This window comes from Microcoleus sp. N9_A1 (assembly GCF_036701795.1).
GTDB lineage: Bacteria > Cyanobacteriota > Cyanobacteriia > Cyanobacteriales > Microcoleaceae > Microcoleus.
Window position 1 is genome coordinate 24,294 of sequence record NZ_JAUBRI010000026.1, and the last position, 25,430, is coordinate 49,723.

The following is a 25,430-nucleotide window of genomic DNA, read 5'->3' on the forward strand; positions in this document are numbered from 1 at the left end:
ATTCTGAATTTATTTTTGATTAAATCACTGGTATGCTCATGCCTTCGCGGGCTAAGCAGGCATTGGCAAACGCTGCCTGCACCTCTGCTTCGACTCCATCAAGAAAATTGTCGTCGTGACCCGGATCGTGGTGAAACATCACGATTTTTTTGACTCCAGCAGCTTTCGCTACTTCTACTCCTGCTTGCCAAGTCGAGTGTCCCCAGCCGACTTTGGGGGTTTTGAAGTTGTAATACTCTTCGTTGGTGTAGTTGGCGTCGTAAATCAGCACGTCGGCGTTGCGAGCTAGGTGTACCACATTGTCGTCCAGGCGATCGGGGAAATGTTCTGTATCGGTGCAGTAGACGGCCGTGTGTCCCTCCCAGGTGACTCGATATCCGATCGCGGTGTTGGGATGGTTGAGCAGCGCCGTTTCTATTTTCACATCGTCTAGTTCGAGAATATCCCCAGGGGTCAAATCGTTGAATTTGAGGTCAGATTGCATCACCTGGATGGGGACTGGAAAATTGGGGTGGTGCATTTGATCGGCAAGACGGTGTTTGATGGTAGTGCCGTTGGGGGCGATCGCACCGTAAATGTGAAAGCAGTTCCCTGGGATAAAGGCGGGAGTAAAGAACGGAAACCCTTGAATGTGATCCCAGTGAGTATGACTAAAAAACATATGGGCTTCGACAGGCATTTGCCGCAGCAAGTTTAAGCCCAGAACTCGCAGGCCAGTGCCACCGTCAAAGATTAGGCGTTTTTTGCCCAAGCGCATTTCTACACAGGAGGTGTTGCCTCCGTAGCGCAGGGTTTTGGTGCCGGGGGTGGCGATGCTGCCCCGCACACCCCAAAACTGAACGACAAACTCGGTCAAAGGACTATTTTCCATTGTGGCTTTGCGATCGGAAGGCTGTGGATTGGGTAGAGAGGGTGCGGAATCAGGCATTTTTTTTAGTTTTGGGGGCAGGAATTTGGGAGTTGAAATCTTAGTTTTTACTTTTTAGTTTTTAGCAATCTGTACTATAATCAAGCGCTTGATCGGGAAACCATTCGAGTGCCTAATACTTGTAGGAGATGTCACGCTTGAGAGATTATTTGTTGTACCCTGTGGGCTGTTGAGCTTGTTCTGTGTTCTGAGATTAAGATAGCGCCGAACAAGAGTCTTAGGGTAAAATTTTCTCAAACGTAGAACGCATTCCCCTGGGGTAGAATTTGCGCTTCATATTACTCTAGGAGTAGTATTTTTTTCAAGATTGGGGGCGGGGTTTTGAGGAATGCCGTTCCGGTGACTCGGCATTCACGACTGATTTGACATTCTAGCTACCCGTTCCTCGACTGCATCCCTAGACGTGCAGCGATCGCCTTAAGTTCGGCCTCCTGAGTTTTTAGTCGGGGTTGCAGTCGAGGAGTGCGGGCTAGGGGCTTATTTGCGATCGGCTGCGATGCACTTTTCCACTAAGGGCATTACTTGATCGACATCTTGCCAACCCAGAATTTCTGTGACTTTTTTCTCCAAATTTTTGTAGGTTCTAAAAAATTCGGCTATTTCGTCCAAGCGGTGGGGGGCTACGTCTTTGAGGGACTTATAGTGAGCATAGCGGGGGTCTTTGTCGGGAACGCACAGGAGTTTTTCGTCCCTGTCGCCTCCGTCGATCATTTCCAGCATTCCGATCGGACGAGCCGCAATCACGCACCCTGGAAATGTGGGCTCATCCATCATCACCATGCCGTCGAGGGGGTCGCCATCATCGGCTAAGGTATTGGGTATGAAGCCGTAGTCGCACGGATATTGGACTGAGGAAGAAAGCACCCGATCGAGAGCAAAGGCTTGCAAGTCTTTATCAAATTCGTACTTGTTTTTGCTACCGGCGGTAATTTCGATGAGGACGTTGAGCAGTCCTGGTTTCGGCTGTGCCGGAATTAGCGATAAGTCCACAACAATATCTCCAAGTTAACAGATGATTGGGATGAGTGCTACTTGCCAAATCCCTTTGATAGCATTTTACGGGCGATCGGGCCGCACGGCTGCATGAGATTGAGAGAATGCGGGGGAGGGCGATGGGGGTTGCACAATTTGAGGATGATGCTTGTGGGGTGTCCCGCCTGCTGGGAAAATACACCGGAGGGGCGGGACGCATCCTACAGTTTGAGAGGGGAATGCTTTGTTTGGGCGATCGGAGATATTTTCAGAACCATTTATCTGTTTTACCGTTTCTCAAAGTTCTGTGAATTTTCAATCCCAACCGCTGGCTTAGTTCTGTCGCTAACCACTCGATTTCTGATTCACTTAGTCCCTGCTTCACTCCTAGTCGATATTTTTGGTTGCCGGCTTGAATAATCATCTGAGAAACTTTGTATCCAATTTGTTTAATTTCTAACTGGCAAATGTCCTGTCTGCGGGCAGGCTTGGAATGATTCCATCTCAACCCCAGCAGATTGCTGGTATGGGAGATTTGCTCCCGATCAATTCTGAGATGCAATTCCCGAAATAGCGCACATAGAAACATTGCTACTACCGTAACTAAGCAAATTCCTGATACTATATTAAATTCCGCATATGTCCGCCCCTCAACAAACTCGAACAATAATTTGAGATTCGCAGCAATCCAACTCCAAACCAGGGCAATTAAACCAAAACCGACTCCCTGCGGCGGAGTGGTAATTTCTATAAAATCCGAAGTTTTTGTTAGTTTAACATCGCTGCCTTGCCGTTGCACTGCCATAGACTTTTTATCGATCGGGCGGGGATTTTTGAGCGATTGCAATGCTTCTTGGGCCGAAGACAATCGTTTGGGCAAGCTCGGTTCTGTCATCCACTCCAGCCAATCTATTAAATTAGAATTGAGATGCCTTACCCGATCGGCAAATTGAATTTTTAAATCCTGCTGGGACAGTTCGGTCGGATGCAAACCTGTTACCAAATAAATTAAAGTTGCGCCTAAACCGTAGAGATCCGAAGCTGGAACGGATCGCCCGCCAAATTGTTCCGGTGCCATATATCCGTAAGTTCCGACTACCGTAATTGTCCCGCCAAATTTTGCAGCTTGGTTCTGCACCGAACCGAAATCAACTAAATAAACTTGTCCGACCGAGTTACCGGATCTGCTGTGCAGTAAAATATTACTGGGTTTAATGTCACGGTGAATAACAGGAGGATTTTGCTTGTGCAAATAATTCAAAATTGCTAACAGCGATTTAGCTAATTGTTTCACCTCGCTTTCGCTAAAAGTACGCCCCGAACGCAAATGCTCTTCCAAAGTTTTTCCCTCTACATAAGTCTGTACCAGGGCAAAGCTTTTACTGTTTGGTTCGTCAATTTCCAGGTAGTCGAGGTAGCGCGGAATTGATGGGTGAGAAAGTGCTTTTAAAGTTTCCGCTTCCCGTTCAAATAGCTTGAGGTCTTGCCATTCAAAATCGCTACCGAGGAATAGCTGTTTGATGACAACTAATTTTTGAGTTTGAATATCGCGAGCCAGCAGCGTTTGGCGGCCTGTTTGTTTTCCTAGTTGTCGCTGCACTTCGTAGCGTTCTGCTAATATTCTGCTACTCATGTTTTTTTAGCTTTATTTTAACTTGAGGTTATCATCGGGATTCAGAAACCTGGTTTTTTAGTGAGTCTGGCGGTTGCAATGAAGTATTTTAGTAAAAACCTGATTTCTTTGGTCGGAGTGCGTAAGTCCTATCTAAATTTTAAATTAAAGTTCACTTTCTTGTTGATACCACCGGGCAATAGACTTGCTAGTTGCCCGCATTGATAGTCCTGCAATTATCGACGGTGCAAGTACGAAGATAAAATAATGTATGGCACTTACTGCTCTACCATTGAATCCCCCCACCTTTTCTAAGAAGACGATGCTTATCGAAGTACAGATTACGATACTAATTGCATTTAAAACTTGTCGGTGAAGTTTGGGATTAGTTAAAGGAAAAAACCACAAGCGCGTCACGATTCCTACGATTATTCCGTTCCCCAACCCCAGCAGCAAGCCGAGAAAAAAGCCCATGGTTACTGTCATAGTTATCTGATCGGGGGGCATAATGAAGATGAAGGGAATAGCTACACCAACTCCTAGAGCTAGAGAGCCTGTCCAAGTGCTGCGCCCGATCGCATTCTTGAACAAGCTAAAGGTGTTCACGGTTTTTCCCTGTCTCAATGGCAGGGAATATTGTTTTATTTGCTGTGGTTTTTCTAAAACTTCTTTTGCTATTTGGACTGAGGCGGGACGGCGCTCTAAACTGGGATGCGTCATCCACTTCAGCCAGTTGGTAAAAGCGGGGCTTAGTTGGGTGATTTGCTCGAATTCGATCTGCAAATCTTTCTGCGGCAAGTCGGCAGGATGCTGCTTGGTAATTAAGGCGATTAAGGTTGCTCCCAAGCTGTACAAGTCGGAAGCGGGAACCGCCCTCCCGCCAAATTGTTCGGGCGGCATATAGCCATAAGTTCCGACAACGGTGACTGTTTTCCCTTGTTGGGTTGCTAGGGTTTGAACTGCACCGAAATCGACTAGGTAGACTTCCCCGACGCTGTTGCCCGATCGATTTTTGAGCAAGATATTGCTGGGTTTAATGTCGCGGTGAATCACCGGGGGCTGTCGCTGGTGTAGGTAGGCGAGGATGTCTAGTAATGCTGTTGCTAATTGTTTGACTTCGCTTTCGCTGAAGCTGCGGCCGTCTGAAAGATATTCTTGTAGGGATTTGGCTTCGATGTAAGTCTGAACTAGGGCGAATCCTTTGCGGCTGGGAGTGTCGATTTCAAAGGAGTCGAGATATTGGGGAATTGCCGGATGGGATAGGGATTTTAAGGTTTCGACTTCTCGCTGGAACAGTTTTAAGTCTTCCCAGTTAAAATCGCTGCTGAATGAGAGCAGTTTGACTACTACTTGCTGTTGGGTTTTTAAGTCGCGGGCGAGTAATGTTTGCCTTCCTGCTTGCTTGCCGAGCCGCCGATCGCACTGATAGCGATCGGCTAATATTTCTCCTGACAAATCGCCGATGTTTTGTCCGCTCATGTTCTCTTGCCCTAGAACCAATTAAACCTAGTTTAGTTGACAAAAATGCAATAATCGGAAATGTTCGGGCTATGGCAAAAAACTTTCTGTCAAAGAGCAACCGCCTTTAAAAGCCAGCGATCTCGCACAATAAAGATGCGCCTGATTTAAGCTTGAATTTAACTTTGAATTTGCTTGTAAATTGACTGCACTACGTCGAGCAGGCTCAAGACTTGCTGCCATTCGGGGGCATCGGGGTTATAGCTTTTGGCGCGCTGAGTTTTCAAACTGTGGTGCAAGAGGGAAAGCAGCGCGTCTGGAGACTGTAAAGAATTGTCATCTTCATCGGCTGGGGTTTGGGTTGCATTTTCTTCAATATCTTCTTTAATTTTTTGTGCTCGATCAGCTAGGGCTAAAGATCTGCCTGCAAGGTTTTCCGGCATTTTGGGCTGTTCGGACAAAGACGCGCTGGTTAGTTCTACCAATAGTTGGCAGACTCGATCGACCCATTCGCGATCGTTTACTGAAAAGGAACCGGATTTGAACACTTGCCCGTCAGGCCTTTGCTGAATGCTTTGTACCTTCTGGATCAGAGGAATAGCCTTAACAGTAATATTTTCCGGGATTCTGGGGATATCTGACAGGGAGCTCCGAGCAATCTCCAGCAATAGTTGGTAAACCTGATCTACCCACTCAACATCTCCCGATTGCGAATTCCAATTATCCATAACTGACGCTAGTGGTTTTCTATATCTAAGACTAGAACATTGATTATCTGCGAAGGAAGCTCTTTTTAGGAGCAGCTAACGCTATTAAGACTTACGCGGGCGGGGTGAGAAACCCGGTTTTTGAGCGGATGTTTCGTCGCCTTTCTCCAAGATTTTTCTCAGAAACCGGGTAACGCTGCCGCGAGTCATAACTATTTTTAAGCGCTTCAAATAATAGAAGTGCTAAGTTTGTTGCGGTAGGTAGTGCGAAGGAAACACGTAGGGCTAAACCCCCGGCATCTCGCTTGCAAATTCAAATCCGGTTATTTGACATACTCACCGAGTTCTCTTCAGCGGTGATTCTTGACAGTTCATCGGGTCTTGCTACCGAAGTAGTCTTACAGTCCCTCCCTGTCCGTTTAAAGTCTCCCAATGCCCTATGGCGACTTTTACTCTTGCCTTCCGGGTTAGAGTCAACCATTGCCCTTCTAGCTGTCTTTAAGTTTGCTCTCATCGTAGCTGTTTCAACGTGTCTTGAGCCTAAAGATCCTTTGAGTATTCAGCATTTTAATACAAAGCCGTCCTAAAAGGACAGGGTTTTAAACCCATCTTCCTGATAACCATAATACCTGTTGGAGCTTATTTACAATTATCTCAATAGGATATTAAGGTTAATTGGTGGTGGGATGGGAGGCGCACCCCCGATCGCGATCGCCCCCCCGGAACCCTGACGCCACCGCCAGCATTTGCTGTGGGCTACTGCTATTTTTCTGTGAGATTCCACACACCATCCCAGTTGAGTACGTCTGAAAACGCATGCTGAAATAACATACAGCGATCGACGTGCAATTTAGCTGCCTTGTTTTTCTGGTCAATTTTCAGAACCGCGTCAAATTCGCGTTCAGCGTCTTTAAAGGCTTGCTTGGCTTTTGGTTCTAAAGCTTTCTTAAACTCGCTCAGTAGCTTTTTCACCCGATCGAGTCCCAGGTTTTCAAATTCCTCATCTAACATTTCTGCAACTGTCTCGCAGGCCCGACTTTTAATTTTCGCCTGCAATAGCTGCCTGATCTCTGCGGGTTTCAGCCTCTTGATTTGGGGATTTGATGGTTCTAAGATGTCTGCTTCCAAGAGCTTTTTAACTTCGCCTTCTTGCAAGTATTTAATATCGTCTTCCGAGAGGGGCTTGATTTTTGCTTGCAGCAGCATTTTGGCTTCGTCTTCCGAGAGGTTTTTGATGCCTTCCAATTTCAGCAGTTGGATTTCTGGCTGCAACAGCACGATGAGTTTGTCTGCTTCGCACAGGTTTTTCGGGTCGTACTCTGATAGCTTTTTCAGTTGGTGTAACAGCTTCTTGAGTTCGTGTTCCAACTGTTGCTCTACAAAATTGTTGGGGGGCAGTTTCTTAATCTCTGCCTCTGGCATGGAGGCGACCTCATTTAAGATGTTTTTCACCTCACTTTCTGAGAGTCTTTGGCTAACTGGAGTTTTGTAATGTTCGCGCCCCTTGGTGTAATGTTCTATAATTTGTTGCTGTGTTTCGGTTAGTGACTTGCCCACTGGCGAGTATCCCTCGCGGATGCCGACGAGTTCGTAAACGATTACGGGTTCGCTTTTGCCTTTGACAGTAATAAAGTCGAGTTCTCGCACGTAGAGCCGATCGGCATAATCTCTGTAAGTATTGTCACTGATAATCAAGTCGGTGCCGTACTGTTTGCTGGCGCCTTCTAAGCGAGAGGCGAGGTTTACGCCGTCTCCTATAGAAGTCAATTCCATGCGTTTGCTACTACCGATGTTGCCGCTGACAACTTCATCGGAATGCACGCCCATACCAATGCCGATCGGCAGTTCGCCATTTGCCACGCGATCTTGATTGAACTCTGCCAGTTTGGCCCGCATTTTCACTGCGGTTTGCATCGCGCACCAAGCATGATCCTCTAGGGGCGCTGGAGAGCCAAAAACTGCCATCAGAGCGTCGCCGATGTATTTGTCGAGAGTCCCTCCGTACTCGAATACGACATCTACCATCACTTCAAAATATTTGTTGAGCATCACTACCACTTCTTCGGCTTGCAATTTCTCCGTAAGTGTGGTATAGCTGCGAATGTCGGAGAACAGCACCGAAACTTTTTTGCGCTTGCCGCCCAATCCAGTATCTCCTGAAGCTAACAAAGCTTCGGCTACTTCTGGAGTCATGTAACGGTACATCAAATTTTTGATTTGCTTGGCGCTGCTAATATCTTCCATGACGACTAACGCGCCGTTGACCTTGTTGGCGTCGGTAGCGTCAGTCATTGAATTAATGGAGAGATTGATACTCTGTCCTTGTCCTTCCAAGGTAAGCAAAACTTGATCTGGGTAATACTGCTGGCGGTCATGATCGTCTTCTGGAGACAAAGACGCATCAAACCATTTGGCAAAATCGCCTTTTTCTAACTTAATTAACTCGCGCAAAGATTGACCTTCGGCTAATTCGGCATCGCTGACACCCAGTAATTTTTGGGCACTGGGATTTGTCGCTACTATATTGCCTTTTTTATCTGTAGAAATCACGCCGTTAGTCAGGGCGTTTAGCATATCTTTTTGTCTTTGTTCTTGCTGTTTGACTTCGGCAAAAAGTTTGGCGTTTTGCAGCGCCACTCCGGCTTGGATGTTAAACGCCTCCATAAATTCCATGTCGTTGCGATTGAAACTCGCTTTCCACTGTTCGGGGGCGTGCGGCCAATCTGTCGGGTTGTAGGGAGGGAATTCTCCTTGTCGTTTTTTGTTGACTAACTGCGTAACTCCAATCAATTTTTGGTCGGAGTTAAACACTGGCATACACAGCATACTGCAAGTGCGGTAGCCGGACTTTTGATCGACTTCTTTGGAGGTGCCGGCGCGGGGGTCGTCGTACACGTCAAAGGGAATCAGCAGGGGTTGGCTGGATTGGGCGACTTGGCCTGCAAAACCGGCGGTTCTGGGTATGCGAATTTCTTTCAGGTTGCCGCCGATCGGGATTTTTGTCCACAGTTCGTCTTTGTCTTCGTCGATCAGCCAGAGGGTGCTGCGATCGGCATTCATGAGTTTTTGAGCCTGATCCATCACCCTTTTTAGGGTATCTTCTAAGTCTAGACTGCTCTTAGAAAGGGCGTTTACGGCTTTCATCAGCGCCGTGGCGGCCCGCTGTCTCTGAGTGGCTGCGTAGAAAGATTTAGAAGATTCTAGGATTAGGCGAATTGAGGGAGCAAATTCTTTAAAAACTTGTTCGTCTTCTTCAGTAAATCCTGTCCTGTCGATTTGTTCGTCAAAATTATGGTAATTTTCGTGGTTCGGTTTGAGTTTATTAATCAGTTGAACGACTGCTACTAACTCGTTTGTTTCTTCATTTATCAGGGGCATTGCCAGCATTGTATAAGTGCGGTAGCCCGTTCTTTCATCCATTTTTTGGGCGTTTGCCGATCGTTCGTCGTTATAAAAATCGTAAGGGATGTTAACCACTTTTCTGTCTGTGGCTACTTCTCCGGCAATACCTACATGGGCGGGAACTCGGATTTCTAGGTTTTTACCATTTTCGTCTTTAGCGACGATCGCCCAGAGTTCGTTTTTTTCGTCATCTAATAAATATATCGTGCTGCGATCGGCACTCAGCAATTCCCCTGTTTTGAGGGTAATCGACTGCAACATCTCGTTGAGGATGGCATCAAATCCCTCGCTCTCCAGGATATTGTCGAGCATTCCCAGGGTTTGATTGACAACCTTAAGTTTGTCTTCTACTTCCTTAACTACTACTGTGAAACTTTGCTTATTTAGAAGGTCGAGAATGCCGGAGAGGTTTCCTTGGCGCGGGATAATTGCACTGCTGCTAGGGGGAGAGGGAGGGGGAGAATAATGTTCCTGATGATGATTTTCACCGCCGACAACAGCGACTTCTATCACGTTGTCCAGAGAAGAGTAATTGGTGGGAGATGCAGATTTCATAGACCTTTACAGAATCTTAAGCGTAAGGGTTAGTCTCTAAGCTAGGAGAGCGGGCAAGTTCATTAATGAGTCACCTGTCGCAGAAAACTCAATTATGTGTGAAAGTATTTCCCAGTTTACAGAACTCCGGCCACAGGGAAAGGCCAATTCAGTTGGGATTGCTGGTGAACTGCTGGTGCGACGGTAAGGCTGCTGTGGCATTGCTGCACTCTTTTGAAAGAATGCGAATCCTGTTTAAATGGTTTATTAACTGATTTTGACATTGTGCGTGCCTGGTTTAAGTAAGTTCTGCCGATCTTTGAACCGATAGCCCGCAGGAACATGAATGCGTACTGGCGGGAAGACTGCTGAAAGAGGGGTGGCGTTGTGGGACTAGCGGCAATTGTGACACTACCAGTTGCTAGTGATGTGTGCCCTTCTCTACACAATTGTGGTTTTTAACTAGAATTTCTCTTTATTTTGCTGCTCTTAGCTTTCATCCCACTAAATTCACGGGGTTTTCAGCTTTTTTTTGTAAAATTTGCGGTTGATATTTTTAGTGTAACCTCCGACTCTGAAAAAACTCCGCCTTTTAACCCCCCGATCGGCTTGAGGGTCTGCTTAGGGTTTGGCAGACTGAGTTTGGCGCAATCCGGCGGCTTCGACAAGCAGGGATTCGGCGAAGGCGATGGCTTCTGTTGCTGAGCGGCCACTGGCGAGTTGGGCCAGTTCTTCCCGCCGCTGCTCACTGTTGAGAGCGGCAACTCTGACTACTGTACGTTCGACTGGTTCGGAGTTGGCTGCGGGTTCCTCGATACTTGGTTCTGCTTCGATCGTCTGTTTGTTGACACGAAAATGAAAATCAGCCATCGCGGCGATCAGCGGCTGGTGGGTGACGCAGAGAACTTGGTGTTTGTCGGAAAGTTGGTAGAGTTTTTTGGCGATCGCCCCGGCGACTCTCCCGGAGACTCCGGCGTCGATTTCGTCAAAAATCAGCGTACCCGCACTTTCTATTTGGGAAAAACAGGCTTTGATGGCGAGTAGAAAGCGGCTCATTTCTCCCCCGGAGGCGATCGCGCCCAAAGGTTGCAAAGGTTCGCCCGGATTGGGACTGAAACAAAATGCGATTTGGTCGGCACCGGTCGCGGTTGGGGTACAAGGCGATATCTCGACTTGAAATTGCACTTTTTCCATTGCTAACGGCTTAAGTTCTCCTACGAGGTGCGTTTCTAGTTTGAGGGCTGCTTCGCGTCGCAGGGTGGTGAGGTGGCTGCAAGCGTCTTTTAATTGCTCTAAAGCGGTCTGATATGCGAGTTCTAAGGCTTCCATTGACTCGCCTCCTTCTAAAAGTTCATTTAGTTCGTTTTGGATGCTTTGGTAGTAGGCGATCGCTTCTTTGAGCGGCCCGTATTTGCGACAAATTTGTTTGAGTTCGCGAATCCGATCTTCTACTTCTTCGAGTCTTTCGGGATCTGCTTCTAATTGTTCGCCGTAGCTGCTAATTTGCCGGCTGGCTTCTGTGGCTTGGGCTAAAGCATCGCTGACCATTTCGAGGATTGGGTGCAATTGGGCATCGTAAACTGCCATATCGCTTAAAATTTCCTCGGCTTTGCTCAACAAGTCGGCGGCTGAGGCGCTGTCGCCATCGTTTTGGTAAAGGGCTTGGTGAACTTTGTAACTTTGCTGCTGCAATTCGACGATGTGGCCGAGGCGGATTGATTCTTGTTCTAGGTGTGCGAGTTCGTCGCTGTTTTCGATGTTGGCTTCGCTGAGTTCTCGGACTTGGTATTCTAACAAATCAAGTCTTTGCAGTCGCTGCTGTTCCGACTGACGCCTGCGTTTGAGGGCTGTTTTGGCGCTGTTGGCTTCGATCCAGGCTGTGGTGATTGTTGATCGAGCTTCAGTGAGCTTTTTGCCGCCGTATAAATCGAGCCATTCTCGCTGGAGGGTTTCTTGTCCGAGGTGGACGGTTTGGCCTTGGGCGGTAATTTCGACGAGCCGATCGCGCAGTTGATCCATTAACTGGCGGTTGACGAGAATTCCGTTCAAGCGGGATCTGGTGCGTAGAGCACCGCTTGATGCGTTAATTTCCCGGCTGCAAACGGCTAAATTTCCGTCTATGGGTTCGATTTCTTGCTCGCCCAGCCACAAAGCTGCGGCTTTGTCCAATTCAAAGGTAGCTTCCAATATTGCCCGCGCTGCTCCGGTGCGAATTGATCGGCGATCGACTTTCCCGCCCAAAACTGCATCGATCGCATCTAGGATAATCGATTTACCAGCGCCGGTTTCCCCTGTAAATACGTTCAAACTCGGGCCAAAGTCTAGATCCAGGCGGTCAATTAGGGCAAAGTTTTCTATTCTGAGGGATATTAACATGGGGAATCGGGAATTGGGAATTGGGAATTGGGAATTGGGCATCGGGCATCGGGCATCGGGCATTGGCTCCTCCACTATCGGGCGCGTCGAATTTCCCGAGTCCAATTTTCATTTTTAACTAGAATACTTTTGATTTTGCCATTATTGATGGAGTCTCAACCTTAATGCAAAATAAATTTCTGTTTCCCATTGCTCTATTAAGTGTTGTCTTGATTGGAGCTTTTGGGTGGAATCTGCACCAAGACAAGCAGCGAGTCCATGAATTAACCCTGGCGACTGGAACGAAAAGCGGGAATTATTATCCTTTCGGGCAGGCAATTGCTGAGGTAGTTACGCAACAAAATCCGCGTCTGCGAATTCGAGTTATTGAGAGTCAAGGTGCTGAGGAAAATATGCGCCTGCTTCAGGCAAATGAGGTGCAGTTAGCGATCGTGCAGAACAATACACAGGGGGGGGCTTCGGCGAGGGTAGTGGCTGCTTTGTTTAACGAGGTTTTTCACTTAATTGTTTCGGAAAAGTCTGGCATTCAAAATGTTGCTGATTTGCAGGAAAAAAATATTGCGCTAATGGCTGAAGGCAGCGGTTCTTACACTTCTTTTTGGTTGGTTAGCAAACATTACGGTTTGAAAGAAAGCGATTTTAAATTTACTGCTGGCTCTTGGGATGATGCTACTAAGTTGTTTGCTAGTGGCGAGGTTGATGCTATTTTTAGGGTGCTACCTCCGGGGAGCGATGTTGTTAGCGATTTGTTGCAAAATACCCCGAGCAAGTTGGTGCCGATTGACCAAGGAGCTGCGATGAGAATTAAAGTGCCTTATCTGGAAGCTGATATGATTCCTAAAGGTACTTACAAGGCAGATCCTGCGGTTCCCGATGCGGATTTACCCAGCGTTGGAGTGCAGGCTAATCTGCTGGCTGGGGAGGATCTAGATCCGATCATCGTCAAGGAAATTACGCGAATTTTGTTCGAGCACCGCCGCAACTTGGTAGCTGCTAATTCCCTGGGAGCTATGATTAGTCAGCCGGGAGGCAGCGGGAGTTTGTCTTTGCCCGTTCATGAGGGGGCTCAGGCTTATTACGATCGCGAAAAGCCGGATTTTGTTGCTGCTAATTCTGATGCTATCGGTTTGTTTTTGTCCATCGGCACTCTTTTGGCTTCTTGGCTTTGGCAGTTGCGATCGCGCTTTTTGCAGAAACAAAAAAATCGAGCTGATAAATTTAATTTGGATATTTTAAGTTTGATCCAACAAATTCGCCAAGCGAAAGCTTTGGAAGAAATCGATCGGTTGCAGGCAGAGTTATTTGATATTTTTAATCAAGTGATTGTGGATTTGGATGAAGATCGGATTGATTCTGAATCTTTTCAAGCTTTTACTTTTACTTGGGAAACTGCTATAAAAATTGCGCGCGAGCGAGAAAAGATGTTGCGGGAGTTACGGCTGGCTGCGGATAGTTGATGATTGATTATTATAGACATATATCAAGTTAATTGTTTATGGCTACTTCCAGATTTTGCGATCGCCTCCGTAAAAAGAGTGAATCAAAATCCACTAAAATAGCCAAAGAAGCGAGCTACGCCCGGATGAACTACAGTCGGCAGGGCTTGCATGAGTTTGTGGATCGGCTTTTGCTTGACGACTCCGAGGCAGTGGAAATGTGTATTCTGTTTGTGGAGGCTGACACATTAGTGGGAGTAGCTGGGCATGGCAGAGCGCGTGCCAGGATGTGTCGTCGTCTCAAGCACTGTACCTTGACTGCATCGCAGAGCCAACGCCTCGTTTTTTGCATCACCGAACGTCTGGATTCTGGTCATTTTTCCCAACAGTTTAAAGATCAATTGCGACTTGCTCTCCACCTTGACCTTCAGACAACTCTCGCAGTAGCTTTAGCTTGTTCCAACGACTCCTGTGATTATGTCCGCCGATATGCCGAATGGATTGTGACTCACTATTCCCATTGAATTAACACATGACCCAACCTCGATGATTATTTAAGCACACTCCATCTAACGTACCCTACAATAATTTAGGTGAGACAAAACCTAAGTGTTTCCAAGCAGCCGCTGTGGCAATTCTGCCCCGACTTGTCCGCTGCAAAAATCCGATTTGCATTAAGTACGGTTCGTACACGTCCTCAATTGTTTGAGTGTCTTCTCCTGTGGAAGCTGCAAGAGTTTCTAAACCCACCGGGCCGCCGTTAAAGTTTTCGATCATTGCTGTCAAAAGACACCTATCTGTCCAATCCAAACCTAGCGGATCGACGTTGAACAGTTCTAGGGCCACTGAGGCGACTTCGGCATTGATTGGCTTTAAATTTTTGACTTCGCTGTAGTCTCTAACTCGCCGCAGCAAACGGTTAGCGATGCGGGGCGTTCCGCGAGCTCGGCGGGCAATTTCTGTGGCTCCTTCTGGGGTGATTTGAGTGTCGAGAACTTGGGCGGTTCTTTGGACAATTAGACTAAGTTCGTCTATTTCGTAGTAGCGCAATCTTTGGATCAAGCCGAAGCGATCGCGCAATGGAGCTGTCAGCGACCCGACTTTTGTGGTTGCTCCTACTAAGGTAAAGGGTTTCAGGGGAATGCTGCGGATTTTGGCGCTTTTGCCTTGACCGATCGTAATATCTAACCGACAGTCTTCCATCGCCGGATAGAGGATTTCTTCTGTAACTTTAGATAAACGGTGAATTTCGTCGATAAACAGCACGTCGCCTGCTTTGAGGTTGATCAGCAATCCAACAATATCTCGCGGTTTTTCTAAAGCTGGGGCTGTGGTGATTTTGCATTCAACTTCCATTTCTGCTGCTAGAATTAGCGACATTGTGGTTTTTCCCAACCCAGGCGGCCCGTACAGTAACAGGTGATCCATCGGTTCGCCCCGCGATTTGGCTGCGGCAATTGCGATCGCCAAAACTTCTCTCAAGTCTTTTTGCCCGATGTATTCAGCTAACCGCTGTGGTCGGATTTTGTCGTCTTGTTTGCTGTTGATTTCGTCGGGTAGTTCTTGCGATTCTAGCAAAGATTCCGCCTCGGGTTTGGCCACTTTTTTGCGACGGGTCGGGGCTATGTCTTCGGGTAGATTTTGGTCGGAGGGCTGTTGTTTGGAGGAGATAATAGCCATATTTATCTGCGATCGGGCAGCGGGAATTGTTTACAATTATTGGCAGAATCTTGACAATTATTGAGTTCGTTATGAGTATTCCATCTTCTTTATTAGCATCGGAAAGCATAACTTTTGAGGGGGCGATCGAGCTGACTCAATCTTTACTGTCGTTTATTGAGGCCGATCGACTTTTACAAGCCGACATCCGGCAAGCTGTTACATCTCTGGTGAAAACACAGAACGGTGCTAGGGGGTTTTTTGTCACCTATCTAACGGACGATCGACAGGAGGCAGATCAGCCATCACCCGGAGTAGTCGAGGCGCTGCGATCGGCTCCTGAGATCGTAGCAGAACTGCTGGTGAAAAATTTGGCGATGTCGGCGGCGATGGTTGTACATCATTCGCGCCAGCAAAAGGAGGAAATGGCGGCCGATTCTGCTAGAGTGCAGGAGCGATCGCGCAATTTAATTCAAATGCTGCAAATGCCAGCCTGTCAAACTATAGCGTCGCAAATGCTAAAAAGTTTGCAGAGTGCCAACGGCGAGTATGAAAAATTTTTCCAGCGGTGGGGCTACGACAACGAGCAAAAACTAGCGATCGGTTCGGCAGTGCGATCGGCGATCGGCTAAAATAACCTCCGAAGGAAGGGGAAAGAAGAAAGAAGGAAGAAGCCCAAGCCAAGGTGGCAGATGCTTGATCAAAACGACGGGGCTGTGGAATAATTGCGGTTTAGCAAAAGCTGCACAATTGTAGCTTGAGTTGATTTAGGTGTGAAGCTAGTGAACGAGGGCGAAAAAATTGCAGAGAACTGTGAAAGGAGTTGCCCAAAAGGCCCGAAAGCTGGGCGGCAGGCTGCCCAGAAATACGCCCCGGCGGTGGGCGAAGCTGAATCTGCTGGCAACATTGGTGCGCCGGGACTTGGAAGCTCAATACAAAGGCTCGATTCTGGGCAATTTGTGGCCGCTGCTGAATCAGCTATCGCAATTGGTGATTTACACTTATGTATTTTCGATCGTCCTCAAGGTAAAGCTCAGCCTTGCAGGCTTCCCAGAAAACAGCGACATTACATTTGGAGTCTGGTTGTTTGCAGGTTTGCTGCCTTGGACTGCCTTCACCAGCGGTTTGATCAAGTCGGGAGTATCGGTGGTGGGGCAGCCGAATTTAGTAAAAAAAGTGGTATTTCCTCTCGGTTTGCTGCCCCTAGTGCCGATTTTTACAGCTTTTATTGAAAGTTCTCTGGGTTTAGCAGCTTTGATTGTGATAGTAGCAGTGTCGTCACAAAAGCTCAACGCTACTTTATGCTTGCTGCCGCTGGTGTGGATACCTCAGTTGCTGATAACTGCTGGTTTGGGATATTTGACAGCGGGCTTGACTGTATTTTTGCGAGACATTCCTCAGACATTAGGTGTTATTCTAAATTTTTGGTTTTATTTGACGCCGATCGTCTACCCAGCATCAATCATCCCCCAAGAGTGGCGAGCGTGGATATTTTGGCTAAATCCAATGGCCGCCATCTCGGAGGTTTATCGAGATCTCATACTGCTTGGAGAAGTTAAGCATTGGGGCGAATGGGGTGTCGCCACGCTAATTTCTGCTGCTATATTTTGTGGAGGTTTGGCGGTTTACCGGCGTTTGCGTCCCGCTTTTGCTGACGTGCTGTAAATTTATTTGAGAGCGAAAGTCCATCTAAAATCTAAAATCTAAAATCTAAAATCGATTGTGCTGTAAATATGTTTGAGATTTCAAGTCAATCTAAAATCTAAAATCTAAAATCTAAAATCGATTGACTGCCGCCAATGACAGAAAATGTAATTTCACTAAAAAATGTTTCCAAATGCTTTAAGCGGTACGATCGTCCAGGAGACCGCTTAAAGGAAATTATTTACCCCGGCAAAAAACTTGCTGACGAATTTTGGGCCCTACACGACATCAATCTGGAAATTCCTCAAGGACAAACTCTGGGAATCGTCGGTCGCAACGGTTCGGGGAAAAGCACTCTCCTGCAAATAATTGTAGGGACGCTAACGCCTACCGCAGGAAGCGTGGATGTTAAAGGGCGAGTCTCCGCTTTGTTGGAACTCGGAAGCGGGTTTAACCCGGAATTTACCGGGCGACAAAATGTGTTTTTTAACGCTCAGTTACTGGGATTCAATCAAAAAGAAACTGAAGAAAAATTTGACGATATAGCTGCTTTTGCTGATATTGGCGATTTCATCGAACAGCCAGTCAAAACTTACTCTAGCGGTATGTTTGTCAGGCTAGCTTTTGCCGTTGCGACTAGCGTTGAGCCAGATATTTTGGTGGTTGACGAGGCGCTTTCGGTGGGCGACGAAGCTTTTCAACGCAAGTGTTTTGCCCGCTTGCAAAGCATTCAGGAAGGTGGCGGAACAATTTTATTTGTTTCTCACGCTGCTACTTCTGTGGTGCAACTTTGTACGTCGGCGATTTTAATGGATAGCGGTGAATTGCTGCTCGCTCACACGCCGAAAGTGGTAATTTCTAAGTATCAAAAGCTGATTTATGCCGATCCGGATCAGGTTTTGGGGTTGAAGTCAGATATTCGAGCTCTGAACCAACTGACAAAACAGGAAAGTCAAGACCACATTCAGGATGCTAATTTAGAAAGCACAAAGAGGGAAGTTAAACCGGAGCAACATCTCTCCAAACCCCAGGAATATTACGATGAATTTTACGATCCGGGGATGATACCGTCGAATACGGTAAGGTATCCGTCTCGCGGAGCAGAAATTATCAACCCCCACATCGAGACGCTGAAGGGAAATGTGGTAAATCACTTGCTCGGCCGTCAAGATTATATTTATACTTACTCTGTCACTTTCTCCCGGTCAACTTCCAAAGTTAGGTTTGGAATGTTGATTAAAACAATTAGCGGTTTTGAGTTGGCGGGTGCTTCTTTGAAGGCTTCTACTCAGTCAGTTAGGTATGTGGAAGCGGGAACGACAATTGTAGTGAAGTTTCATTTTAAATGTTTGCTGAATCCGGGTGTTTATTTTCTGAATGCTGGGGTTGTGGGAACGGTAGATGGAGATTTAACTTATCTGGATCGCTGCGTTGATGTGGCGATGTTTAGAGTTCAGTCTTGTACTGAGTCCTGCGGTAACGGCATCGTTGACTTGCTGATCGAACCGTGTTTAACTGTTGTTAATGCTGATTCTCTAGTGAAAGAGCAGTCAACAGAGGTTATCTAAAATTCTGTAAAAACAATGAGCGATATCAATTTAGATTTAGTCGAAAATCCCGTAATCAAAGCATTTATTCAAGATCAAGCTAAGTTCCCCGAAAATTTTAAACTGAATATCTGCGAAGACGATGAAATGTATTTGTTCAGCTTGAACAACGTCAAAGACGATCGCGATCGAGCTTTGGTGCGCTATTATTCGATCGGGCGTCGCATCTTGGATACGGTTAAACAAGTTGTGGACTGGCATTTTGGCAGTTTTGAAAAGGTACCCTCTTTTCTGGATTTTGCCTGCGGTTACGGTCGATTTACCAGGTTTTTGATTCAGGAAATACCGCCCGAACAAATTTGGGTTTCTGATATTTATGCTAACGCGGTTAAGTTTCAAACTGAATACTTGGGCGTCAACGGTATTGTCTCAACTGGAAAACCAGAAAAATATTTAATTGACCGCAAGTTTGACTGCATTCTGGCTAATTCTTTTTTCAGCCATATGCCGGAAAGAACTTTTACAAGTTGGTTGCAAAATTTGTACGATTTGTTGACTCCTAACGGCATTTTGATGTTCAGCGTTCACGATGAGTGTTTGCGCCTAGCCAATATAGAAATGCCAGCTAATGGTATTTTGTTTAGTCCTCAAAGCGAAAGCCAGTCTTTAGATAAGGAGGAATACGGCACAACTTATGTAACTGAAAAGTTTGTGAGAGAATGTGTCGCGCGAGTTAGCGGAGGCAAAGCTTTTGTTCACCGCATCAAAAAAGGCATATGCAGGTTTCAGGATTTGTATGTTGTAACAAATGAGTTAGTTAGAGATTTTTCGGAGTTGAAATTCCATCATCACCCGGAAGGATATATTGATGTTGCTGCTTTTACGAATAAGGAGAATTTGTATCTAGAAGGATGGGTAGCTGATGTGAATTTAGACGGTCGAGTTGAGGAGCTGCAAGTGCTGGTAAACGGCGAGGTTGTACAGAGGTGCGAGCCTTTTTACGATCGCCCGGATGTGGCTGGATATTTTGAAACTGATGGGGCTTTGCAGTCGGGTTGGAGGTGTTATTTACTAAAAAATACCGTGGCGTTGGAGGATGTGTTAATAGTCAAAGCAATCAATAACTATGGTTTGGAATGGATTCTGGAAACTTGCACGGTTAAATCGCTGGTTAACCAAAGGCAATCGCAGTCTTTATTGGGGTCTACTCAGACAAAACTAAAATTACTCGAAACTCAGTTAGCTTCGGCTAAGATAGAATGGGAGCAAAGCCAAAGTAAGTTAATGATTACTCAAACGAAGTTGGAAGAAACTCAAACTGAATTAGTTTTAGCTCAAACGCAGTTGGAGAAAACTCAAAATCACTTATTATCGGTGCAAATGCAGTTGGAGAAAACAGAAAATCAGCTAATTAATCTCAATCAAGAACTAGAGCAAGCGAAGTGTCGAGTTTTAGCAATGGAAAGCAGCAAGTTCTGGAAGATCAGAAGCGCGTGGTTTCAAGTCAGGCGATCCCTGGGCTTAGCGGGAGAGTAGCGATAGCAAGTAATTTGGGTGTGGGAATTAGGGCAAGGGAGAGAAATTGTGAGTACAAATGACAGCAAACCGTCGGTTTTTATTGTTACTGGAATGCACCGTTCCGGTACGTCTTTAACGGCTTCTTTGTTTCAGAAAGTCGGGGTTGATATTGGCAAAAAGTTGGTGGGCCCGGCCGACGGAAATGTGAAAGGTCATTTCGAGAATGTTGATTTTGTGGAGTTTCACAAGAGTGTTTTACGATCGCACGGCATAGATGAACTCGGCTGTACGTTGGAAAAAACGATTCCGGTAGCAGCGGAATACGTGGAAATTGCGAAACGGGCGATCAACCAAAATCAACAAACTCAGAAGCATTGGGGCTGGAAAGACCCGCGAACCGCCTTGTTTTGGGATTTTTGGTTAAAATTGCTCCCCGAAGCTAATTTTATCTGCGTTTATCGATCGCCCTGGGAAGTAGTCGATTCGCTGTACCGCCGGGGAACCGATGTCAGCTTGCTGCAGCATCCCGAAATGGCAGTAAAAATGTGGCTGCACTACAACCAACAAGTATTAGAATTGTTTGAAAGTTTTCCCGATCGCTGTCTGCTGGCCAACGTTTACCCGATCGGCAACACTCCCGAATTTTTTATCGATCGAGTCAACGAAAAATTTAACGTTAACTTAAGTGCGATCGCAGCCGACAACTTTGAAGAATCTTTATTAGTCAACGATATTGTTAAAAGTCATAGACCGAGTTTAATAGAACAATATTTTCCCGAAGCATTAGAACTATATCAAGTTTTAGAAACCAAAGCCGGCAATCTCAGCAGCAAATCTAAATTGTCGAATGACCAAATTATTCATTTTCCAGTATCTCCTGTCGGGCCTTTTGAAGATTGGCTCAAAATCCGCTTGCTGGAAAAACAACAAAAAACCAGCAATTTAGAAGTCAAACAGTGGCAAGAACAATTTCAACAAGCTCAAGCAAAAGTGTTGGAATTGGAAACGAAGTTAGGAGAAACTCAAGTACAGCTTGATGGCAAAGAATCTCAATTTCAAAAAGCCCTAGCAAAACTGCTCGAATTAGAAACAGAATTAGGAGACACTCAGGTACAGCTTGACGGTCAAGAATCGCAATTTCAAGAAGCCTTAACAAAAGTCTTGAAATTAGAAACAGAATTAGGAGAAACTCAAGTACAGCTTGACGGCAAAGAATCTCAATTTCAAGAAGCCTTAGCAAAACTGCTCGAATTAGAAGCAGAATTAGGGGAAACTCAGGTACAGCTTGCCGGCAAAGAATCGCAATTTAAAATAGCCTTAACAAAAATCTTAGAATTAGAAGCAGAATTAGGAAAAACTCAGGTAAAGTTTGAAGAAAAAGAATTTAAATTAGATCAAAAATTAGCTGAATTATTGAGCTTGGAAACAGTCCAGAGTCAAACTCAGCAATATTTGGAACAATCGCGGCAGGAAAATGCCAAAATCCAGGCTGAACTTTCTGCAATCAAGTCTTCTGACTGGTGGAAACTTAGAGAAAAATGGTGGGAATTTAAGCACAAAATCCGCGATTTGTTCCCAAGATTTGTTTTTTCTTTAGACCAACCAACTACTTGGCAAGTTAGCGATTCCCACCTGTTAATTGTGGGCTGGGTTTTTAACACAAAAAAAAATATTAAAGCCGTCCGCGCCCGAATTGAAAATAAGAGTTTTGCCGCTGTTTACGGTCGGGAAAAAAGCGACATAGCTTGCTGGTATTCTAATATTGAGTCGGCAAAAAAATCGGGTTTTACAATTGAATTGCAAGCCCCCGCCGGACGGCATGAGGTGTTGTTGGAAGCGCAAGACGAGGGAGGAAAATGGCATTTTTTGGCAGCTTATCCGCTGTTAGTTTCAACGATTCAAGCGTCGTTAGATGTACCGGTGGTGTGGGAACAGCGTCAGGGTCAAGTTTTGTTTGCGGGTTGGTGTTGCCACCACGATCGCAAAATTGCTAAATTAAGTCTTTTGTGCGGCGATACTTCTGTAGAATGCGCCTACGGTTTGCGCCGAAAAGATGTCGGCGAAGTGTTTCCTGACTGGGTTAACAGTTCGGAAAGCGGCTTTGAGGCGCTTGTCAATTTGCCTCCGGGTGAATGGCACGTTTCTCTGCAAGCCGAGTTAGAAAACGGGGAAATTTTGTATTTTCAAGCACCGAAAATATTGACTGTGCGGCGCTACGATATTTGGCAGCGAAGTGCTGATAAATTTGAGGAGTTTTCGAGTTTTGTAGAGGCAATTCGGCAGCGGGCGAGGGAGAGAAAACAGCGTCTCGGCAGAATTGTGCCGATGCCTTGGGAAATTGTGAAGGTGATGCGTCAGTTTGGGAAGATTTACAAGCAGCAAAAACAGTTTACTGCGCCGGGAGATTTGCTGCCGCCTGCGGGTTTTGTGATTGCTTCACCGATTGATAGGTATGATGCTTGGCTGCAGGTGAATCAGTGGAACGATCGCGCGCGCGATTACCTGATTTCTCGGCTAAAATCCTGTGGGGAAGCGCTGCCAAAAATCTCGGTGGTAATGCCAGTTTACAATCCGCAGATAGATTTTCTCGAAAGTGCGATCGACAGCGTAATCAATCAAGTTTATCAAAACTGGGAACTCTGCATCGCCGACGATCGCAGTACCGACGCTAGGGTTGCTGAAACTTTGAAAAATTGGGCCGCAAAGGACGATCGTATCCGCATCACATTTCGCACAGAAAACGGCAACATCAGCGCCGCCACCAACAGCGCCGCCGCCCTCGCCACAGGCGACATCATCCTGTTTTTAGACAACGACGACGAACTAACTCCCGACGCATTAGGCGAAGTCGCCTTACATTTTGCCGCGCATCCAACCACCGACTTTCTCTACTCAGACGACGACAAAATCGACACCAAAGGTCGCAGATTCGCCCCGCAATTCAAACCAGAATGGTCGCCGGAACTGCTGCTTTCCTATATGTATCTCGGTCATTTGTGCGCCGTCAAAAAAGAAATCTTTGAACAAATAGGCGGCTTGCGGCTCGGTTTTGAAGGCTCGCAAGATTACGATTTTGCCTTAAGAGCAACCGAAATTTCTCGCCGCGTCGCCCACCTGCCTTTAGTGCTTTATCACTGGCGAACCGCACCAGGTTCTACAGCCGTATCTGGCGCCGCGAAACCATCCAGTTTTTCCGCAGGTCAACAAGCCATTCAAGACGCACTAAACCGCAGAAAAATTAAGGGAACTGTCGCTCAGCACGCCTGGGCAATCAAAGAAAATTTGGGCATATTTGCCCAAGATTTCCCTGATGATGGCCCGTCAGTAACTTTGATTATTCCTACTAAAAATCAAGTTAAACTGCTGAAAGCCTGTATCGATTCTCTCGAAATTACAACATACAAAAATTATCAAATTGCTGTCATTGACAACGAAAGCGACGATCCAAAAACCCTGGAATATTTAAATCAGTTAACTTGTCAAGTTTTACGAATCAAAAATCCTGGAGGAAAGTTTAGTTTTGCGGCAATTAACAACCGCGCTGTCGAACAAGTTGACAGCGAATACGTGTTGTTTTTGAACAACGATACTGAAGTAATTACCCCGCGATGGCTGAGTCAAATGGTCGGATACGCTCAAATTCCTGCTGTGGGTGCAGTCGGTGCGAGGCTGTTATATCCCGACGGCAGAATTCAACACGCGGGCATAATTCACGGCCTCCATCACGGTTTAGCGGGTCACGCTTTTAAGCTGATGAACAGCGACAATCGAGGTTATCTTTCTCAAGCGATGGTAACGCGAAATTACTCGGCGGTAACAGCCGCTTGCACGATTACTCCGCGTCAATTGTTCTTAGAATTGGGAGGCTTTGATGAGGAGAATTTTGCTGTTGCTTACAATGATGCAGATTATGGATACCGATTGTTAGAACTCGGTTATCGGTGCGTTTACTGTCCCGATGCGGAGTTGTTGCACAAGGAGGGAACTTCTAGAGGTTTTACTGACAATCCTCAAGAAGTTGCAGCTTTTAGGCGCAAGTATGCGAGGAAAAATGATGGTTTTTACAGTCCTCATTTGTCTTTGGAAGATGAGTATTTTCATATTCAACCCCGACGGGTTTTTATGAAGGAAGAAGGTTCGGCAACGGATTATGTAACGGATGTAACGGATGTAACGGATGGCGGATTGGCAGCGGATTTTGTAGCGGATTTAACGGATTTAACGGATGTCACTGATGGAAGGGACAAGGGAGAGTTACAATTTGCTGATGCTGGTTTGTTGGTAGGAGAAGCAGAGAATCTGATTCATCCTATCAAAGTTTTGATGTGCAGCAATTCGCTGGATTTTACGGGCGCGCCGCTGCATCAGTACGAAATTGCGGTGAAATTGGCGGCTGAGGGTGCGATTTTGCCGATCGTACTTTGCACCACAGACGGGCCCCTGCGTCAAGCTTACGAACAACAGGGAATTGAAGTCATTGTGCGCGACAATCCCCTCGAACACATCTATCAGCGCGATGCTTACGATGAAGCTATCCGCAGTTTTAGCAAGGAAATTGAAAGTTTAAAAGTAGATGCAGTTTATGCCAATACTTTAGAAAACTTCTTTGTAGTTGATGCGGCCCAAGAAATCGGAATTCCGACGGTGTGGAACGTGCACGAAAGCGAACCGTGGCAAACTTATTTTAATAGGTTTGGTTCGGAGATTGCGGCGAGAGCTTTGGAATGTTTTCGCTTTCCTTACAAGGTAATTTTTGTGGCGGATGCGACGCGGGACAGATATTTACCTCTCAACAGCCACTACAATTTTACAGTGATTCATAACGGCTTAGATTTGAGCAAACTGGAAAATTTGGATAATTCAGAATTTGCTAGAAAAAGTTTAGGTGTTGCAGCCGAAGATGTGGTAATTTTGTTGCTGGGGACAGTGTGCGAACGCAAAGGCCAGCAGGATTTAGTTAAAGCACTTTCGCTTTTACCTGAAAAATGGCACAATAAAATCAGGTGTTTCATTGTGGGCGATCGGCCGAGTATTTACAGCAGTAAATTAGCTGATATGGTGGGCGAATTGCCGGAAGAGTTGCGGCAAAGGGTGACAGTAGTTCCAGAAACTGGGGAAGCGGGAAAATATTATAAAGCGGCGGATATTTTTGTTTGCACTTCTAGGATAGAAAGTTTTCCGAGAGTGATTTTGGAGGCGATGGCCTGCGATTTACCAATTATTACATCGCCGGTTTTTGGGATTAAGGAACAAGTCAGACCGGGAATTAACGGTTTGTTTTATACACCCGATCGCCCGGACGAATTAGTTGCAGCTTTGATGAGTTTATTGGAGGATAAATCATTGCGGCAGCAGTTAGCGGGAAATGCTAAATATGTCTTGGATTCACTCAATACTTTTGAGGAAATGACTCAAGCTTATGCAGAGATTTTCTGCGAAGCATATTTCAGCAGTGATTAGTCATGGGGCATGGGGCATTGGGCATTGATAATTGGTAATATCAAATCCGGCTGTACCGGAATTATTAAACCGCAGAGAACACAGAGGACACAGAGGGAGAGAATGGAGAGATGAATCATTCCAATGAAGACCGGATTTGATATAATTGGTAGCACAGGGAATGAGAAATGAAGACTT

At 46.1% G+C, this 25,430-nt stretch carries 15 protein-coding genes; 7 read left to right on the plus strand and 8 right to left on the minus strand.

Annotation, left to right across the window (positions count from 1 at the left end):
• Positions 1-19: 19 nt before the first annotated feature.
• The 7 genes from QUA58_RS14190 to recN form a co-directional block, all read right to left on the minus strand.
• Positions 20-928, minus strand: coding sequence for an MBL fold metallo-hydrolase (locus QUA58_RS14190; RefSeq protein ID WP_333394590.1), 909 nt, complete (start codon positions 926-928; stop codon positions 20-22).
• A 477-nt stretch (positions 929-1,405) separates the two neighbouring features.
• Positions 1,406-1,918 carry an inorganic diphosphatase gene (locus QUA58_RS14195; RefSeq protein WP_333251614.1) on the minus strand — a complete coding sequence of 171 codons (513 nt, stop codon included), beginning with the start codon at positions 1,916-1,918 and terminating at the stop codon, positions 1,406-1,408.
• A gap of 250 nt (positions 1,919-2,168) precedes the next feature.
• Positions 2,169-3,533, minus strand: coding sequence for a serine/threonine-protein kinase (locus QUA58_RS14200; RefSeq protein WP_333394591.1), 1,365 nt, complete (start codon positions 3,531-3,533; stop codon positions 2,169-2,171).
• A 144-nt stretch (positions 3,534-3,677) separates the two neighbouring features.
• A complete protein-coding gene (locus QUA58_RS14205) occupies positions 3,678-4,991 on the minus strand; it encodes a serine/threonine-protein kinase (RefSeq protein ID WP_333394592.1) in 1,314 nt (437 codons plus the stop codon).
• A 158-nt stretch (positions 4,992-5,149) separates the two neighbouring features.
• Positions 5,150-5,698 carry an inorganic pyrophosphatase gene (locus QUA58_RS14210; RefSeq protein ID WP_333251618.1) on the minus strand — a complete coding sequence of 183 codons (549 nt, stop codon included), beginning with the start codon at positions 5,696-5,698 and terminating at the stop codon, positions 5,150-5,152.
• Between the two features lie 741 nt (positions 5,699-6,439).
• Positions 6,440-9,634 (minus strand): GAF domain-containing protein, encoded by a 3,195-nt coding sequence (locus QUA58_RS14215; protein WP_333251619.1) that lies wholly within the window; start codon positions 9,632-9,634, stop codon positions 6,440-6,442.
• A 600-nt stretch (positions 9,635-10,234) separates the two neighbouring features.
• Positions 10,235-11,989 carry a DNA repair protein RecN gene (recN, locus tag QUA58_RS14220; RefSeq protein ID WP_333251673.1) on the minus strand — a complete coding sequence of 585 codons (1,755 nt, stop codon included), beginning with the start codon at positions 11,987-11,989 and terminating at the stop codon, positions 10,235-10,237.
• Positions 11,990-12,153: 164 nt separating this feature from the next.
• On the opposite strand from recN, the gene QUA58_RS14225 reads away from it, so the two are divergent.
• Both QUA58_RS14225 and QUA58_RS14230 read left to right on the plus strand, forming a co-directional pair.
• Entirely contained in the window at positions 12,154-13,446 is a 1,293-nt protein-coding gene (locus tag QUA58_RS14225) for a TAXI family TRAP transporter solute-binding subunit (protein WP_333251621.1), read from the plus strand.
• A 38-nt stretch (positions 13,447-13,484) separates the two neighbouring features.
• Positions 13,485-13,949, plus strand: a complete 465-nt coding sequence (locus QUA58_RS14230) for a hypothetical protein (protein WP_333251622.1) — start codon at positions 13,485-13,487, stop codon at positions 13,947-13,949.
• A 55-nt stretch (positions 13,950-14,004) separates the two neighbouring features.
• Here the strand turns inward: QUA58_RS14230 and ruvB are convergent, their stop codons facing one another.
• Positions 14,005-15,105: a Holliday junction branch migration DNA helicase RuvB gene (gene ruvB, locus QUA58_RS14235; protein ID WP_333251623.1), complete on the minus strand. Its 1,101-nt coding sequence runs from the start codon at positions 15,103-15,105 to the stop codon at positions 14,005-14,007.
• A gap of 71 nt (positions 15,106-15,176) precedes the next feature.
• Here ruvB and QUA58_RS14240 point away from each other — a divergent pair, with 71 nt between their 5' ends.
• The 5 genes from QUA58_RS14240 (at position 15,177) to QUA58_RS14260 (ending at position 25,253) form a co-directional block, all read left to right on the plus strand.
• Positions 15,177-15,716: a hypothetical protein gene (locus QUA58_RS14240; RefSeq protein WP_333251624.1), complete on the plus strand. Its 540-nt coding sequence runs from the start codon at positions 15,177-15,179 to the stop codon at positions 15,714-15,716.
• Positions 15,717-15,897: 181 nt separating this feature from the next.
• A complete protein-coding gene (locus QUA58_RS14245) occupies positions 15,898-16,749 on the plus strand; it encodes an ABC transporter permease (protein ID WP_445243665.1) in 852 nt (283 codons plus the stop codon).
• A gap of 134 nt (positions 16,750-16,883) precedes the next feature.
• Positions 16,884-18,296 (plus strand): ABC transporter ATP-binding protein, encoded by a 1,413-nt coding sequence (locus QUA58_RS14250; RefSeq protein ID WP_333251625.1) that lies wholly within the window; start codon positions 16,884-16,886, stop codon positions 18,294-18,296.
• Between the two features lie 15 nt (positions 18,297-18,311).
• Entirely contained in the window at positions 18,312-19,811 is a 1,500-nt protein-coding gene (locus QUA58_RS14255) for a methyltransferase (RefSeq protein WP_333251626.1), read from the plus strand.
• A gap of 48 nt (positions 19,812-19,859) precedes the next feature.
• Entirely contained in the window at positions 19,860-25,253 is a 5,394-nt protein-coding gene (locus tag QUA58_RS14260; RefSeq protein ID WP_333251627.1) for a glycosyltransferase, read from the plus strand.
• The last annotated feature ends 177 nt before the right edge of the window (positions 25,254-25,430 follow it).

Coding starts and splice junctions, on each gene's coding strand:
- QUA58_RS14190 (WP_333394590.1), bottom strand. CDS start 928: ATGCCTGATTCCGCACCCTCTCTACCCAATCCACAGCCTTCCGATCGC.
- QUA58_RS14200 (WP_333394591.1), bottom strand. CDS start 3,533: ATGAGTAGCAGAATATTAGCAGAACGCTACGAAGTGCAGCGACAACTA.
- QUA58_RS14205 (WP_333394592.1), bottom strand. CDS start 4,991: ATGAGCGGACAAAACATCGGCGATTTGTCAGGAGAAATATTAGCCGAT.
- QUA58_RS14210 (WP_333251618.1), bottom strand. CDS start 5,698: ATGGATAATTGGAATTCGCAATCGGGAGATGTTGAGTGGGTAGATCAG.
- QUA58_RS14215 (WP_333251619.1), bottom strand. CDS start 9,634: ATGAAATCTGCATCTCCCACCAATTACTCTTCTCTGGACAACGTGATA.
- recN (WP_333251673.1), bottom strand. CDS start 11,989: ATGTTAATATCCCTCAGAATAGAAAACTTTGCCCTAATTGACCGCCTG.
- QUA58_RS14225 (WP_333251621.1), top strand. CDS start 12,154: ATGCAAAATAAATTTCTGTTTCCCATTGCTCTATTAAGTGTTGTCTTG.
- QUA58_RS14230 (WP_333251622.1), top strand. CDS start 13,485: ATGGCTACTTCCAGATTTTGCGATCGCCTCCGTAAAAAGAGTGAATCA.
- ruvB (WP_333251623.1), bottom strand. CDS start 15,105: ATGGCTATTATCTCCTCCAAACAACAGCCCTCCGACCAAAATCTACCC.
- QUA58_RS14240 (WP_333251624.1), top strand. CDS start 15,177: ATGAGTATTCCATCTTCTTTATTAGCATCGGAAAGCATAACTTTTGAG.
- QUA58_RS14250 (WP_333251625.1), top strand. CDS start 16,884: ATGACAGAAAATGTAATTTCACTAAAAAATGTTTCCAAATGCTTTAAG.
- QUA58_RS14255 (WP_333251626.1), top strand. CDS start 18,312: ATGAGCGATATCAATTTAGATTTAGTCGAAAATCCCGTAATCAAAGCA.